The 14,711-nt window shown below is 59.8% G+C and carries 13 protein-coding genes and 1 pseudogene; 5 read left to right on the top strand and 9 right to left on the bottom strand.

From position 1 onward, the window contains the following. The first annotated feature begins 12 nt into the window (after nucleotides 1–12). The 3 genes from RYA97_RS07740 to hutG are packed head-to-tail and all read left to right on the top strand — an operon-like array spanning nucleotide 13 to nucleotide 3,422. Complete coding sequence (locus tag RYA97_RS07740) at nucleotides 13–1,389, top strand: amino acid permease (protein WP_117140586.1); 1,377 nt, start codon at nucleotides 13–15, stop codon at nucleotides 1,387–1,389. Between the two features lie 15 nt (nucleotides 1,390–1,404). Continuing rightward, complete coding sequence (gene hutI, locus RYA97_RS07735) at nucleotides 1,405–2,610, top strand: imidazolonepropionase (RefSeq protein WP_117140585.1); 1,206 nt, start codon at nucleotides 1,405–1,407, stop codon at nucleotides 2,608–2,610. An 11-nt stretch (nucleotides 2,611–2,621) separates the two neighbouring features. After that, nucleotides 2,622–3,422 (top strand): N-formylglutamate deformylase, encoded by an 801-nt coding sequence (gene hutG, locus RYA97_RS07730; protein WP_004654988.1) that lies wholly within the window; start codon nucleotides 2,622–2,624, stop codon nucleotides 3,420–3,422. A 157-nt stretch (nucleotides 3,423–3,579) separates the two neighbouring features. On the opposite strand, the gene RYA97_RS07725 is transcribed toward hutG, so the two are convergent. After that, the gene (locus tag RYA97_RS07725) at nucleotides 3,580–5,835 is read right to left on the bottom strand and encodes a heavy metal translocating P-type ATPase (RefSeq protein WP_316892053.1); all 2,256 of its coding nucleotides are present in this window, start codon (nucleotides 5,833–5,835) and stop codon (nucleotides 3,580–3,582) included. An 85-nt stretch (nucleotides 5,836–5,920) separates the two neighbouring features. Between RYA97_RS07725 and cadR the strand changes: the two genes are divergently transcribed. Further along, nucleotides 5,921–6,367 carry a Cd(II)/Pb(II)-responsive transcriptional regulator gene (cadR, locus tag RYA97_RS07720; RefSeq protein ID WP_005758944.1) on the top strand — a complete coding sequence of 149 codons (447 nt, stop codon included), beginning with the start codon at nucleotides 5,921–5,923 and terminating at the stop codon, nucleotides 6,365–6,367. A 21-nt stretch (nucleotides 6,368–6,388) separates the two neighbouring features. On the opposite strand, the gene RYA97_RS07715 is transcribed toward cadR, so the two are convergent. From RYA97_RS07715 to RYA97_RS07690, 6 genes are all read right to left on the bottom strand, one after another. Next, entirely contained in the window at nucleotides 6,389–7,285 is an 897-nt protein-coding gene (locus RYA97_RS07715; RefSeq protein WP_005733859.1) for a hypothetical protein, read from the bottom strand. 3 nt (nucleotides 7,286–7,288) lie between these two features. Further along, nucleotides 7,289–7,486 (bottom strand): hypothetical protein, encoded by a 198-nt coding sequence (locus RYA97_RS07710; protein ID WP_003343866.1) that lies wholly within the window; start codon nucleotides 7,484–7,486, stop codon nucleotides 7,289–7,291. 77 nt (nucleotides 7,487–7,563) lie between these two features. Beyond that, nucleotides 7,564–8,535 carry a thymidylate synthase gene (locus tag RYA97_RS07705; RefSeq protein WP_005745077.1) on the bottom strand — a complete coding sequence of 324 codons (972 nt, stop codon included), beginning with the start codon at nucleotides 8,533–8,535 and terminating at the stop codon, nucleotides 7,564–7,566. A 52-nt stretch (nucleotides 8,536–8,587) separates the two neighbouring features. Next, nucleotides 8,588–9,400 carry a prolipoprotein diacylglyceryl transferase gene (gene lgt / locus RYA97_RS07700; protein ID WP_004655000.1) on the bottom strand — a complete coding sequence of 271 codons (813 nt, stop codon included), beginning with the start codon at nucleotides 9,398–9,400 and terminating at the stop codon, nucleotides 8,588–8,590. Between the two features lie 585 nt (nucleotides 9,401–9,985). Next, nucleotides 9,986–12,265, bottom strand: a complete 2,280-nt coding sequence (ptsP, locus tag RYA97_RS07695; protein ID WP_002555744.1) for a phosphoenolpyruvate--protein phosphotransferase — start codon at nucleotides 12,263–12,265, stop codon at nucleotides 9,986–9,988. 21 nt (nucleotides 12,266–12,286) lie between these two features. Further along, nucleotides 12,287–12,766: an RNA pyrophosphohydrolase gene (locus RYA97_RS07690; RefSeq protein ID WP_002555745.1), complete on the bottom strand. Its 480-nt coding sequence runs from the start codon at nucleotides 12,764–12,766 to the stop codon at nucleotides 12,287–12,289. 142 nt (nucleotides 12,767–12,908) lie between these two features. Between RYA97_RS07690 and RYA97_RS07685 the strand changes: the two genes are divergently transcribed. Continuing rightward, on the top strand, nucleotides 12,909–13,565 hold the full coding sequence (locus tag RYA97_RS07685) for an HAD family hydrolase (protein WP_005781560.1): 657 nt from the start codon (nucleotides 12,909–12,911) through the stop codon (nucleotides 13,563–13,565). A gap of 13 nt (nucleotides 13,566–13,578) precedes the next feature. On the opposite strand, the gene RYA97_RS07680 is transcribed toward RYA97_RS07685, so the two are convergent. Further along, complete coding sequence (locus RYA97_RS07680) at nucleotides 13,579–14,007, bottom strand: DUF2269 family protein (protein ID WP_005781562.1); 429 nt, start codon at nucleotides 14,005–14,007, stop codon at nucleotides 13,579–13,581. Between the two features lie 357 nt (nucleotides 14,008–14,364). Continuing rightward, a pseudogene (locus tag RYA97_RS07675) lies at nucleotides 14,365–14,711 on the bottom strand (threonine dehydratase); the annotation flags it as partial.

Raw genomic sequence — 14,711 nt, 5'->3', positions numbered from 1 at the left:
AATGGACCTGAAATGACGTCACAAGATGGTTTGAAACGCGGGTTATCCGCCCGCCATATCCGCTTCATGGCCCTGGGCTCTGCCATCGGCACAGGGTTGTTCTACGGCTCGGCCTCGGCGATTCAACAGGCCGGTCCGGCCGTATTGCTGGCGTACCTGATCGGCGGCGCGGCGGTGTACATGGTGATGCGCGCACTGGGCGAAATGGCCGTTCACGACCCGGTTTCCGGCTCCTTCAGCCATTACGCCACGCGCTACATGGGCCCGCTGGCCGGTTTCGTACTGGGCTGGACCTACGCATTCGAAATGATCATTGTCTGCCTCGCCGACGTGACCGCATTCGGCATCTACATGGGCTTCTGGTTTCCGGAAGTACCCCGCTGGATCTGGGTGCTGGGCATCGTCTTTCTGATCGGCGCGCTCAACCTGTGCAACGTGAAAGTCTTTGGTGAAACCGAGTTCTGGCTGTCGATCCTCAAGGTCAGCGCCATCGTGGCGATGATCGTCGCAGGCTTCGGCATCATGATCTTCGGTATCGGCAGCTCGACCAGCGGCACCGAAATCGGCATCAGCAACCTGTGGGCACATGGCGGCTTCATGCCCAACGGCGTCACCGGTCTGATCGCCTCGTTCGCGGTGGTGATGTTTGCCTTCGGCGGCATTGAAATCATCGGCATCACGGCCGGTGAGGCAAAGGACCCGCAACGCAGCCTGCCACAGGCGATCAACGCCGTACCGTTGCGCATTCTGCTGTTCTATTTGCTGACACTGTTTGTGCTGATGTGCATTTACCCGTGGCCGCAGATCGGCACCCAAGGCAGCCCGTTCGTGCAGATTTTCGACAATCTGGGCATCGCGTCGGCGGCGACTATCCTCAATATCGTGGTCATCTCTGCTGCGGTGTCGGCCATCAACAGCGACATCTTCGGCGCCGGGCGCATGATGTACGGATTGGCCCGTGACGGTCAGGCACCCGCCAGTTTTGCGCGTCTGTCACGGCATGGTGTGCCGTGGATGACCGTGCTGGTCATGGGCATCGCGTTGCTGGGCGGCGTGCTGCTCAACTACCTGATCCCCAAGGACGTGTTCCTGCTGATCGCCTCGCTGGCAACGTTTGCCACGGTCTGGGTCTGGCTGATGATTCTGCTCACCCAGGTTGCCATGCGCCGTTCGATGAACCGCGACGAGGCCGCACAACTGAAATTCGCGGTGCCGTTCTGGCCTTACGGTCCGGCCGCCGCCATCGTCTTCATGCTGTTCATCTTCGGAGTGCTGGGCTATTTCCCGGACAACCGTGCAGCCTTGATCGTCGGCGCAATCTGGATTGTGCTGCTGCTCATCGCCTACGGGTTGTGGGTCAAGCCAAAGGCGCTCAACAATCCCCATTGACCAAAGAGGCCCGAAATGAAAACGCTCTGGAAACACTGTCACATCGCAAGCATGGCGCACGGTAAATACTCGATCATCGAGAATGCCGCCATCGTGACCTCCGGAGCGCTCATCGAGTGGATCGGGCCTGAAACCGAGCTGGCCGAGCCGGAACATGACAACTGCATCGATCTGGGCGGCGCATGGGTGACGCCCGGCCTGATCGACTGCCACACGCACACAGTGTTTGGCGGCAACCGCAGCGGTGAGTTCGAACAGCGTCTCCAGGGTGTGAGCTACGCCGAGATTGCCGCAGCAGGCGGCGGTATCGCCAGCACGGTGCGCGCGACTCGTGCGGCCAGTGAAGATGAGCTGTACGCCAGTGCCGAGCGACGCTTGCGACACTTGCTCAAGGAAGGCGTGACTACCGTCGAGATGAAGTCAGGTTATGGGCTGGACCTGGAAAACGAGCGCAAAATCCTGCGGGTGATCCGCCGCCTGGGCAATACTCAACCGGTCACTGTACGCGCCACCTGTCTGGCCGCCCACGCCCTGCCACCGGAATACGCGGATCGCGCCGACGACTATATCAATCACATCTGCAACGACATGCTGCCGGCACTGGCTGCCGAAGGGCTGGTGGATGCCGTGGACGCGTTCTGCGAGTACCTGGCGTTTTCACCTGCGCAGGTCGAGCAGGTGTTCATCAGCGCAGGGCAACTGGCACTGCCGGTCAAACTGCATGCCGAGCAGCTTTCTTCGCTTGGCGGGTCAAGCCTCGCGGCACGTTACAAGGCGCTGTCGGCGGATCATCTGGAGTTCATGACCGAAGACGATGCCGTCGCCATGGCCGCTGCCGGGACCGTCGCAGTGCTGCTGCCGGGGGCGTTTTACTTCCTCCGTGAAACACAGCTGCCGCCGATGGAAGCGCTGCGCAAGCACGGCGTGCCGATTGCGATTTCCACCGACCTGAACCCCGGCACCTCGCCAGGGCTGTCGTTGCGTCTGATGCTCAACATGGCCTGCACGCTGTTTCGCATGACACCTGAAGAGGCACTGGCGGGTGTGACATTCAATGCCGCCAAGGCACTGGGCATGAGCGCGACCCACGGCTCGCTGGAGGTCGGCAAGGTAGCGGATTTCGTCGCTTGGGACATTGAGCGACCGGCTGATCTGGCCTACTGGCTGGGCGGCGATCTGGATAAACGCATCGTGCGCCACGGCGTCGAATCATCGATCTGAAGGAGAGCCCTGTGGATAACGTTCTGACATTCAAACGCGGCCGCGTTCCGCTGCTGATCAGCATGCCGCATGCCGGTCTGAAACTGACCCCGGTGGTCGAAGCCGCGCTGGTGGACGAAGCCCTGAGCCTGCCGGACACCGACTGGCATATCCCGCGCCTGTATGACTTTGCTGCTGAATTGGGTGCCAGTACCCTGGCCGCTGAATACTCGCGTTTTGTCATCGACCTTAATCGGCCCTCCGACGACAAACCGATGTACGCTGGCGCGACCACCGGCCTGTTCCCGTCGATTCTGTTCGATGGCGTGCCGCTGTTCAAAGATGGGCAGACGCCGAGTGCCGAAGAGCGGGCGCTGTATCTGCAGCAGATCTGGACGCCTTATCACCAGACGCTGGAGCAGGAGCTGCAGCGGATGCGTGATGAGTTCGGCTATGCGCTGCTGTTCGACGCCCACTCGATTCGCGGGCACATTCCGCATTTGTTCGACGGTCGCCTGCCGGACTTCAACCTCGGCACCTTCAATGGTGTGAGCTGCGACCCGGAGCTGGCCAGCCGAATGGAGCAGGTCTGCGCTGCGGCCAAAGACTACAGCCATGTGTTGAACGGGCGCTTCAAGGGCGGCCACATCACCCGCCACTATGGCGACCCGGCCAACAACATCCATGCGGTGCAGCTGGAACTGGCGCAAAGCACCTACATGGAGGAGTTCGTGCCCTTCCACTACCGCCCGGACTTGGCAGAGCCGACCCGCGCCGTGCTCAAGCCACTGCTGGAAACCTTCATTGCCTGGGGACAGGAGCGGTTTGGCTGACAACGTCGGACGCAGAGCGTCCAGAAAAGCGCTACCACGCGGAGCGTGGGAGCGATAGCCAGTGATCGGAGCCGGTGGCCACGATTATCGTTCCCATGCTCTGCGTGGGAATGCCGTTCTGGACGCTCCGCGTCCGCCCTTCAAAGCCCACGGCTGATCACTTCTTGAGCAACCGCAAGCCGTTGAACACCACCAGCAAACTCACCCCCATGTCGGCAAACACAGCCATCCACATGGTCGCCATGCCCGCAAACGTGATGCCGATAAACAACACCTTGGTCGCGATTGCCAGAACAATGTTCTGCTTGAGAACTGCCGAGGTCCGACGGGACAATCGAATGAACGTCGGTATCTTGCGCAGATCATCGTCCATCAGGGCGACATCTGCCGTCTCGATAGCAGTATCAGTACCCGCTGCCGCCATCGCAAAACCAATCTCGGCCCGAGCCAGCGCCGGTGCATCATTGATGCCGTCACCCACCATGCCTACACGGTGGTTGCGAGCATAAAGGGCCTCGATGGCACTCCGCTTGTCGGCAGGCAGCAAGTTGCCTTGCGCTTCGTCGATACCGACCTGATCGGCAATCGCCTTGGCGGTGTGCGGATTGTCGCCAGTCAGCATGACCGTTTTGATGCCCAACTCATGCAACTGAGCGATGGCTTCACGGCTGGTTTCCTTGACAGTGTCAGCCACCGCAAACAGCGCGATCGGACCGGAGGTGTCCAGCAACAGCACCACGGTCTTGCCCTGCATTTCCAGAACATCGAGCTTCGCCTCCAGCTCTGGCGAACACAGACCCAGCTCTTCAACCAGGCGATGATTGCCCAGGTGATACATCTGGCCGTTGATTGCGCCCTTCACACCTCCACCCAAGGCTTCAAACGCCGAGACCTCATGCAGCCTCAGGCTGCTGTCAGCCGCCTTGGCAATCGCTTGCGAAACCGGGTGATCGGAGCGACCCGCAAGGCTCGCAGCAATGGCCGGCGCAGTGTCGGCGACCGTCGGGGCCAGCGGCACGTAGTCGGTCTGCACGGGCTTGCCGTGGGTCAGCGTGCCAGTCTTGTCGAGGGCCAGGTAATCAAGCTTCTCGCCCATTTCCAGATAAACGCCGCCCTTGATCAGGATGCCTTTGCGCGCCGCTGCCGCCAGACCGCTGACGATCGTCACCGGCGTAGAAATCACCAGCGCACAGGGGCAAGCGACTACCAACAACACCAGCGCGCGGTAAACCCAGTCAAACCATTCGCCGCCGAAAAACAGCGGCGCAATCAGCGCCACGCCCAAGGCGACAACGAACACCACCGGCGTATAGATGCGCGAGAAGCTGTCGACAAAGCGCTGGGTCGGCGCACGCGAACCCTGAGCCGCTTCTACCGCATGAATGATGCGCGCCAGCGTCGAATTGTTCGCCGCAGCGGTCACACGATATTCCAGCGAGCCCGCCTGATTGATAGTGCCTGCGAAGACCTTGTCGCCGACAGTCTTCTCGACCGGCAGGCTTTCACCTGTGATCGACGCTTGATCGATGGTCGAATTACCGGACACCACCTCACCGTCGAGCCCTACGCGCTCACCTGGCTTGATGCGGACAATAGCGCCAATTTCGACGTTTTTAGCTTCAATTTCCTGCCAACTGCCGTCCGCCTGTTTAACGGTGGCCAGTTCCGGCGTCAACTGCATCAGCCCGCTGATTGCGTTGCGCGCACGGTCGAGGGACTTGGCTTCGATTAACTCGGCCACAGTAAACAGAAACATCACCATTGCCGCTTCAGGCCACTGCCCGATCAGAATTGCACCGGTCACCGCAATACTCATCAGAGCATTGATATTCAGGTTGAAGTTCTTGAGCGCGATCCAGCCCTTCTTGTAAGTCGTCAGCCCACAACTGAAGATCGACACCAGCGCCAGCAGAGCAACGACCCAGGTCGGGCCGAGTGAAGCAAAATGGACCACTTCTGCACCCAGCGCAGTAACGCCGGACAATGCCAGCGGCCACCAGTGTTTCTTCACCGCCGGAGCCGGCTGGTCAGACGCTGCGCCCTCCTCGACCGGCTCGGCCTGCATGCCCAGCGAACTGATGGCGTCACGAATCGGGTCGGTAGACGGCAGATCGTGCCAGACGCCCAGCAGGCGATTGATCAGGTTGAACTCAAGCTTCTGCACCCCGGCAAGCTTGCCCAGCTTGTTCTGGATCAGGGTTTGCTCGGTCGGGCAATCCATGGCTTCGATACGAAAGCTGCTCAAGCGACTACCTGATGCCAGCGCATCGTTAAAGGTCACCACAGCAGGTTGTGCATCGCTGGAGCAGCACGCATGAGCATGTTCTACGGGCTTTTGCTCAGGCGCATGCTCGCCGTGGTCATGATCGTGGTCGTGGTCATGTGCGGGGGAAGTCTTGATCGTCGTACCCATTCTTTGCGCTCCAGGATTCTGCTTGTTGCCAAGTGAACACCCTGTAGCCACTATAGGGTCAAGCACTCAAACGAGATGAGTCCAAATGAAAATCGGCGAACTGGCAAAACTGACTGACACACAGGTCGAAACCATCCGCTATTACGAGCGCGAAGGCCTGCTGCCCGCACCTGCCCGCAGCGATGGCAACTACCGGCTGTACACCCAGACACACATGGAGCGCCTATCGTTTATCCGCAACTGCCGCAGCCTGGACATGACTCTGGAGGAAATCCGCAACCTGCTCAGCCTGCGCGACAGCCCGCAGGACCAGTGCGAAAGCGTCAATGCGCTGATCGACGAACACATCGAACACGTCAACGCCCGGGTCGCGAGCCTGCAAGCGCTCCAGGAACAACTACTCGACCTGCGCCGCCGCTGCAGCGATGGCGCGGCAGAACACTGCGCGATACTGGAGAGGCTGGAGGTGACCGGGGCTGTGGCAGCGCCAGAGGGCGAGGCTTCACATGTGGGGAGGAGTCATGGGCATTGAGTTGGGTTTGACATCTCTCGTTTAACGCTGCGCAGCTTGCACCACCGCCACAAGCTCAGTGATCGCCTTTACGAGCTGATCTTTGGCAGCTTTCTCTTTCGCAGCCTCTTCACCCGCCCGCTCAGAATCAACGCGCTTGAAAGCTTCGCGTACTTCCTCGCTGAAGACGCTGATCGAGACAATATTTTCCTGCCGAAAACCAATAGGCCTGAGCGGTGTATCGCTTGGATAATCGGTCGTGTACACCACTTTAAGGGTGTCTTTATCCCGATAGCCACTGACGGTGGGAATGAGCAGAATCTCCTGATTCACACCCGTCACTTCGGTAGGGGCCCCGACGTCCATGATGTAGCCGACGTAGACCTTTCGATCTGCCATCGTGATCATCACTTCATCCTTTTCGACGAATGCATCGAAAAGAGTCGAGCAGATAGGGCTGTGATCTACAGACTCGCCCAGCAGATAGGCCGCAATTTCTTCTTTTTTACTGGCACCCAGTTGCCACTTGAGAATCCTGACAGTAATAAAGGCCCCCAGACTTGGCATCGCCAAGGTCAGTAAACCTGAGAGGGCAAGGAACACACCCACTTGGCTAAAATTCCTGCCCGTGATGTCGAAGTCCTGTCCCAATTGACCTAAGGCACCCATGAAGTCGGTGTTCACGGCAAAACAGACTGGCAAGGCCGCGTTTGCCGCTTGCAGCCATTTGGGGCACAGCACACCCCAGTCATGCGAGAACAGTCCTGCAAGGACTGCAGTGACACACATGGCCGCTACAAAGCAGTAAATACCGTATCGCCCCACCTGCAAGTAAAGCATCTGGCCTTCATAGCGATGCAGCCTGCAGTAAACGGTGGGATCCTTCAGGCACACCAAAAAGCCGCTGACAAGTAGTGGCAGCAGAAGTAAAAAAGCCATTTATCAGGATTCGGCTTGAGGAGTGACCAGTTTTTTAGCCTTATCGCGTGAAGAGCGAACCAAGCCTTCGATTTCTTTGGCGTCCATGGACATGCGCCCCCCCCTTACCACAAGAGTGTCGATGCTCTTGATTGCCTGCATGAGGGCTGCGTCTTCAGCCTTCTTCGTATCACTACGATGTCCAATCCGATTGAAAAACATAGTCGATTCCATTGAACAAGGTCAGGGGGGCGTGCGCTGAAACTATAGCACAGCGCTAGATTCGTTCTCTTACGGGCTCAAACCGCCATCGGCGCCGTCATTGCCGGATGGTGCTGGTAGCCTTCCAGTGTGAAGTCGGAAGGCTCGATCAGCTCCAGCCACTCAGGCTGATACACGCCGGTCTTGGCAAACTCGGGCACGCGGTCGGAGATCACCAGTTTCGGCATCGGGTACGGCTCGCGGGTCATCTGTTCGTTGAGCATGTCCAGGTGGTTTTCGTACACGTGGGCGTCGCCGATGAAGTAGGTGAACCAGCGTGGGGTGTAGCCAGTCAGGCGACCGATCAGGCTCAGCAGTGCAGCGCCTTCGGTCAGGTTGAACGGCGTGCCGAGGCCCAGGTCGTTGGAACGGATGTACAGCGTCAGCGAGATTTCGCGGGTCTGCGGGTTCGGGTGCAGCTGGTACAGCAGGTGGCACGGCGGCAGGGCCATTTCATCGAGCTGTGCGCAGTTCCAGCCGTGGAACAGGATGCGGCGGCTGCCTGGGTCATTGATGATGGTGTCGACGCATTGGCGAATCTGGTCGATGGCCTTGTACAGCACTACGAACGACTGGCCGCCCTCTTCCGATTCGGCAATCTGGCGATAACCCTGACCAAGCGCCAGTTCGATGGCTGCGACATTGCCGGCATCGATACGCTTGTAGGCAGGCCACTTGCGCCACTGCACGCCATAGATTTCGCCCAAGTCATCCTCGCCCTTGCGGAACGGGTTGTTCAGCCACTGGGCGTTTTCGTTGGCGTTCTGGTCCCAGACCTTGCAGCCCAGCTCGCGGAATTCGGCAGCGTTGTTCACGCCACGCAGGAAGCCGACCATTTCGCCGATGGCCGATTTGAACGCCATGCGCCGTGTGGTGATGGCCGGAAAGCCTTCCTGCAAGTCATAACGCAGCATCGCACCCGGAAAGCTGATGGTGTTCACGCCGGTACGGTTGGCTTGCAAGGTCCCGTGCTTGATCACATGTGCGACCAGTTCCAGATATTGCTTCATAAATCACCTGCCTTGTTGAACGCGCCGGGTGCTGACACCCGGCGTTTCGGTATTAAGCCGCTGCCTTGCTGGCAGCCGGGTCGCGCTTGTAGGCCAGCCAGATCAGGAACAGGCCGGCAATGATCATCGGCAGACTGAGGATCTGACCCATGGTCACCCATCCCCACGCCAGATAGCCCAACTGGGCGTCAGGGACGCGGACGAACTCGACCACAAAGCGGAAGATGCCGTAGAACAGCGCGAACATGCCGGAAACGGCCATGGTCGGGCGCGGCTTGCGAGCGTACAGATTGAGGATGATGAACAGTGCAACGCCTTCCAATGCGAACTGATACAGCTGCGAAGGATGACGCGCCAGTTGCGCAGGGTCGCTGAACGGCGGGAAAACCATCGCCCACGGCACGTCGGTCGGCTTGCCCCACAGCTCGGCATTGATGAAGTTGCCGATGCGCCCGGCCCCAAGGCCGATCGGCACCAGCGGGGCGACGAAGTCCATCAACTGGAAGAAGCTCTTGCCGTTGCGTTTGCCAAACCACCAGGCCGCGATCATCACACCGACAAAGCCGCCATGGAACGCCATGCCGCCCTTCCAGACCTCGAATATCAGTAGAGGATTGGCGATGTAGGCAGACAGGTCGTAGAACAGCACATAGCCCAGCCGCCCGCCGACGATCACGCCCATGGCCAGCCAGAAAATCAGGTCGGAGAGTTTTTCCTTGGTCCAGGTCGGGTCGAATTTGTTGAGACGACGCGACGCGAGCAGCCAGGCGCCACCGATGCCGACCAGGTACATCAACCCGTACCAGTGAATTTGCAGCGGGCCGATAGCGACGGCTACCGGGTCAATCTGCGGGTAAGGCAGCATTGCGACTCCTCAATTGGAACGCCCTTGCGAGCGATTGAATCAGGCGCGCATGTTACCGGAGCCCGGCAGGATGCTCTAGCGGCTACCGATGGAAGCCAGCTGAACGAAGTGAAAAAAGGTGCACCTGATGTGTCTGGCGGTAAAGAAGCGGGGTTATCGCTCCCACGCTCCGCGTGGTAGCGCCTTTCTGGACACTCTGCGTCCGATCTTGAACAGGCGGCGCGGCACAGATTTATGACGCGGAGCGTCACCCACGGCATTCCTACGCTGGAGCGTGAGGAACGATAATCTCGACTATCGTGCGGCGCTCTGCGTCGCATGCAGTTCTGGACGCTCTGCGTCCGATCTTGAACAGGCGGCGCGGCACAGATTTATGACGCGGAGCGTCACCCACGGCATTCCTACGCTGGAGCGTGAGGAACGATAATCTCGACTATCGTGCGGCGCTCTGCGTCGCATGCAGTCTGGACGCTCTGCGTCCGATCTTGAGCGGGCGGCGCGGCACAGATTTATGAAGCGGAACGTCACCCACGGCATTCCTACGCTGGAGCGTGAGGAACGATAGTTCTGTAACTATCGTGGCGATTAGTGCCCTTTGACCGAGCTCGGGTTGATCATCCGCGACAGGCCGAGGTTTTTCAGCGCCAGTTGCAGGGAGCTGCTGATGACTTGCGGGTTGTCGTTGGTCATCAACTGCGCAAGCAGTTCCTTGGCTTTGCTGAGGTTGATCTGACGCAGCATCCACTTCACTTTCGGCAGGTTGGTGGCGTTCATCGACAAGCTGTCAAAGCCCATCGCCATCAGCAGCACAGCCGCAGCCGGGTCGCCGGCCATCTCGCCGCAGATGCTGACCGGCTTGCCCTCGGCATGTGCATCACGCACCACGCTTTGCAGGGCCTGGAGCACGGCCGGGTGCAGGTAATCATAAAGATCGGCCACACGCGGGTTGTTGCGGTCGACCGCCAGCAGGTATTGGGTCAGGTCGTTGGAGCCTACCGAGAGGAAGTCGACCTGACGCGCCAGATCGCGGGTCTGGTAGACCGCCGCAGGCACTTCGATCATCACGCCCACAGGCGGCATCGGCACGTCGGTGCCTTCGTCGCGCACCTCGCCCCACGCCCGGTGGATCAGGTGCAGCGCTTCTTCCACTTCGTGGGTGCTGGAGATCATCGGCAACAGAATGCGCAGGTTGTTCAGGCCCTCGCTGGCCTTGAGCATGGCGCGGGTCTGGACCAGGAAGATTTCCGGGTGATCGAGAGTGACGCGAATACCGCGCCAGCCCAGAAACGGGTTGTCTTCCTTGATCGGGAAGTAGGACAGCGACTTGTCGCCGCCGATATCCAGGCTGCGCATGGTCACCGGCAGCGGATGGAAGGCGGCCAGTTGCTCACGATAAATCGCCAGCTGTTCCTTTTCACTCGGGAATCGCTGGTTGATCATGAATGGCACTTCGGTACGGTACAGCCCCACCCCTTCGGCACCGCGCTGCTGGGCGCGAGCAACATCAGCCAGCAGGCCGGTATTGACCCACAGCGGCATGCGATGGCCGTCCAGGGTCACACAGGGCAGTTCACGCAGGGCATCCAGGCCTTGGGAAAGCTGGCGCTCCTCCTCGACCACCTTGCCGAACTGCTTGCGCATGATTTCGCTGGGGTTGGTGAAGACTTCGCCGTGATAACCGTCGACCACCAGATCGATGCCGTCGACCTTGGAGTAAGGGAAGTCCACCAGCCCCATGACCGTGGGAATGCCCATGGCCCGCGCCAAAATCGCAACGTGGGAGTTGCCGGACCCCTGGACCGATACAAGACCCACCAGCTTGCCTTCCGGCACCTCGCCCAGCATGGCCGGGGTCAATTCTTCACTGACCAGAATCGTGTTGTCGGGGTAGACCAGCGCCTGCTGCCGCGCTTCCTGCAGGTAGGCCAGCAGGCGACGGCCCAGGTCCTTGACGTCCGAGGCTCGCTCGCGCAAGTAGGCATCGTCCATCAGTTCGAAACGTTTGACGTGCTCGCTGACCACCGAGCGCAAGGCACCCTGCGCCCACTGGCCGGTCTTGATGACATCGGTCACTTCGCTGCCCAGCGAGGCGTCATCGAGCATCATCAGGTAAACATCGAACAGCGCGCGCTCTTCGGGGCGCAGCTGGGTGGCGAGCTTGGCTGACAGGGTGCGCATGTCATTGCGCACGCCTTCCAGCGCGTTCTGGAACAACGCCAGCTCGGCGGCGATGTCAGTGACGGTCTTGTCCGGCACCACCTCCAGATCGGCAGGCGGCAGCATGACCACTGCCACACCTACAGCAGCGCCCGGCGAACCGGCCACACCCACGAACTTGGCCTCCTGAATGCCCTTGCCCTGGCGACCCAGACCGCGGATCGAGCCGGTGGCTTCGGCATGCGCGATAACGCCCGCCAGTTGCGCGCTCATGGTCACGAGGAAGGCTTCTTCGCCCTCGTCGAACTGACGACGCTCCTTTTGCTGGATCACCAACACCCCCACCACGCGACGGTGGTGGATAATCGGCGCGCCGAGGAACGAGGCGTAACGCTCTTCACCAGTCTCGGCAAAATAGCGATAACGAGGGTGATCTGCGGCGTTTTCGAGGTTTAGCGGTTCTTCACGCGTGCCGACCAGACCGACCAGGCCTTCATTCGGCGCCATGCTGACTTTGCCGATGGAGCGCTTGTTGAGGCCTTCAGAGGCCATCAGCACAAAGCGGTTGACCTCGGCATCGAGCAGATAGACCGAGCAGACCTGGCTGCCCATGGCCTCCTTGACGCGTAACACAATAATGCCCAACGCCGCCTTGAGATCCTTGGCGGAGTTAACTTCCTGGACGATCTTGCGCAGCGTATTGAGCATGGCTCGGGGTCGAACTCCGTGTCAGTCGCGCGATAACAGGCGCGGGGCAAGCTCTTTGAGTGCGCGTCGATACACCTCGCGCTTGAATGTCACCACCTGGCCTAACGGGTACCAATAACTGACCCAGCGCCAGCCATCGAACTCCGGTTTACCGGTCAAATCCATCCGCACCCGCTGCTCGTTGGAGATCAGGCGCAGGAGAAACCATTTTTGCTTCTGGCCGATACACAGCGGCTGGCTGTGCGTACGGACCAGACGTTGCGGCAGACGATAGCGCAACCAGCCCCGAGTGCAGGCAAGTATTTGCACATCATGTCGTTCCAGCCCGACTTCTTCATTCAATTCACGATAAAGCGCGTCTTCCGGCGTCTCCTGCGGGTTGATTCCACCCTGAGGAAACTGCCAGGCATCCTGGTTAATACGCCGAGCCCATAGGACCTGACCAGCATCGTTTGTCAGAATAATCCCGACATTAGGACGGAAACCATCGGGGTCGATCACGGCAACAACCTCGCAAACGCATGTCGCCGCATTGTTCCACAAAGGCGATCAAACCAGCAACGAGGCTTATCACCTTATGTGAAGACTTGTGAAAACCTCGTATTCTGGGACTCTTTTTTCAACTATTTCAGCGAGTAACCCTATGCGTCTGGCTTTATTCGACCTCGACAACACGCTTCTGGGCGGCGACAGCGACCATGCCTGGGGCGATTATCTGTGCCGACGCGGGATCCTCGATGCCGCAACCTACAAGACCCGCAACGATGAGTTCTATCAGGATTACATGGCCGGTACGCTGAACATGACCGACTACCTGAATTTTACCCTGGAGATTCTGGGCAACACTGATATGGCGCAACTGGAGGAATGGCACCGCGACTTCATGCGTGACTGCATCGAGCCGATCATGCTGCCCAAGGCGCTGGAATTGATCGCCAAACACCGCGACGCAGGCGACAAGCTGGTGGTCATTACCGCTACCAATCGCTTTGTGACCGCACCGATTGTGGCGCGGCTGGGCATCGATACACTGCTGGCAACCGAATGCGAGATGGTTGATGGTCGTTACACAGGCCGTACTACGGGCGTTCCGTGCTTCCGTGAGGGCAAGGTGACACGCCTCAATCATTGGCTTGAAGACAACGCGTTCAGCCTTGAGGACAGCTATTTCTACAGCGACTCGATGAACGACCTGCCGCTGCTGGAGCAAGTGGCCAACCCGGTTGCGGTCGATCCGGACGATAAATTGCGTGCCGAAGCCGAGCGACGCGGCTGGCCGGTTATCACCCTGCGTAACTGAACGTCGGCACTGCTCAGGCCGGTTTGAAGCCCATCAGACCGGCCATCGCCACAAAGCACACGACGCTGATCAGGGTCAGCGCCAAGGTAAAGCCTCGCTTGCCGCCCTTGGCACCGAGGCGCAACCGGTTGAGCCTGACCACCAGCCACACCCAACTGCACAGCCCCAGGGTGTAAAGCACGCTGCTGCCCAGCACCCAGGCCTGGCCCAGCGACAACCCTTTCAGATGCACCAGCCACCAGCCGCTGAATGGCAGTGTCGCCAGGCACACGGCCATAAGGACCCAGAAAAACAGCAAGGGCCGCTTGAGCAGGCGATTCTGAATGGTCGTGTCGCCTTCAAGACGCACCTTGACCACCCCGCTGGCCAACACCAGCGCGCTGATCAACAACAGCGCAATAGCGACGATGTGCAGGGTATTGAGGGCGGTGATGGGTTCCATGACGCGGTGTTCCTTTTAGATCGGAATGGAGCGGACCAGGCGACGCTTCGCTTGTGTGGGAGCGGACTTGTCCGCGAACTGCCGGGAACCGGCAGCAAAACCGGTGCACACGGTACATCAGACGCAACCGAGGTTACCGGTTTCAGGGCAGCTTCGCAGACCTTCGCTCCAGCGCTCAGAGTTATACACAAATCCGCCTTTGATTCTGGCCGAAGGCCGTGGGAGCGAACCTGTTCGCAAAAGGCCCGGTACATCCGCCGAAGTTGCGTCGCCTGAAACACCGCCTTCGCGAACAAGCGAAGCGTCGCCCGGTCCGCTCCCACGCCCTGCGGGCAGAAGCCTGCTCTGCGCCCAACGTCAGCCCAGAAACAGCCTGTACGCCGGGTTCTCGCTTTCATCCCAATACGGGTAACCGATCTCATCCAGAGCAGCACCGACCAGATGCCGCTCATCCTCCGGCACCACCAGCCCGGCAACCACCCGGCCGTCAGCAGCGCCGTGGTTGCGGTAGTGGAACATCGAGATGGTCCAGCGGCCGCCCAGACGGTTGAGGAAGTTGAACAGCGCGCCCGGTCGCTCCGGGAACTCGAAGCGCAGCACCACTTCATCATTGACCCGCTCGGCATGCCCGCCAACCATGTGGCGAATATGCAGTTTGGCCAGTTCGTTGTCGGTCAGGTCCAGCACCGGAAAACCCTGCCCGG

It is taken from the genome of Pseudomonas syringae group sp. 26L6 (genome assembly GCF_032587815.1).
Classification (GTDB): Bacteria; Pseudomonadota; Gammaproteobacteria; order Pseudomonadales; family Pseudomonadaceae; genus Aquipseudomonas; species Aquipseudomonas amygdali.
Note: the sequence above shows the minus strand (reverse complement) of the source record. Positions and strands in the feature narration are given on the sequence as shown.

Excerpts from the sequence above, each read along its gene's own strand:
- RYA97_RS07725 (WP_316892053.1), bottom strand. The coding sequence starts at position 5,835 with ATGGGTACGACGATCAAGACTTCCCCCGCACATGACCACGACCACGAT.
- lgt (WP_004655000.1), bottom strand. The coding sequence starts at position 9,400 with ATGCTGCCTTACCCGCAGATTGACCCGGTAGCCGTCGCTATCGGCCCG.
- RYA97_RS07710 (WP_003343866.1), bottom strand. The coding sequence starts at position 7,486 with ATGTTTTTCAATCGGATTGGACATCGTAGTGATACGAAGAAGGCTGAA.
- RYA97_RS07680 (WP_005781562.1), bottom strand. The coding sequence starts at position 14,007 with ATGGAACCCATCACCGCCCTCAATACCCTGCACATCGTCGCTATTGCG.
- RYA97_RS07715 (WP_005733859.1), bottom strand. The coding sequence starts at position 7,285 with ATGGCTTTTTTACTTCTGCTGCCACTACTTGTCAGCGGCTTTTTGGTG.
- cadR (WP_005758944.1), top strand. The coding sequence starts at position 5,921 with ATGAAAATCGGCGAACTGGCAAAACTGACTGACACACAGGTCGAAACC.
- hutI (WP_117140585.1), top strand. The coding sequence starts at position 1,405 with ATGAAAACGCTCTGGAAACACTGTCACATCGCAAGCATGGCGCACGGT.
- RYA97_RS07740 (WP_117140586.1), top strand. The coding sequence starts at position 13 with ATGACGTCACAAGATGGTTTGAAACGCGGGTTATCCGCCCGCCATATC.
- ptsP (WP_002555744.1), bottom strand. The coding sequence starts at position 12,265 with ATGCTCAATACGCTGCGCAAGATCGTCCAGGAAGTTAACTCCGCCAAG.
- RYA97_RS07685 (WP_005781560.1), top strand. The coding sequence starts at position 12,909 with ATGCGTCTGGCTTTATTCGACCTCGACAACACGCTTCTGGGCGGCGAC.
- RYA97_RS07705 (WP_005745077.1), bottom strand. The coding sequence starts at position 8,535 with ATGAAGCAATATCTGGAACTGGTCGCACATGTGATCAAGCACGGGACC.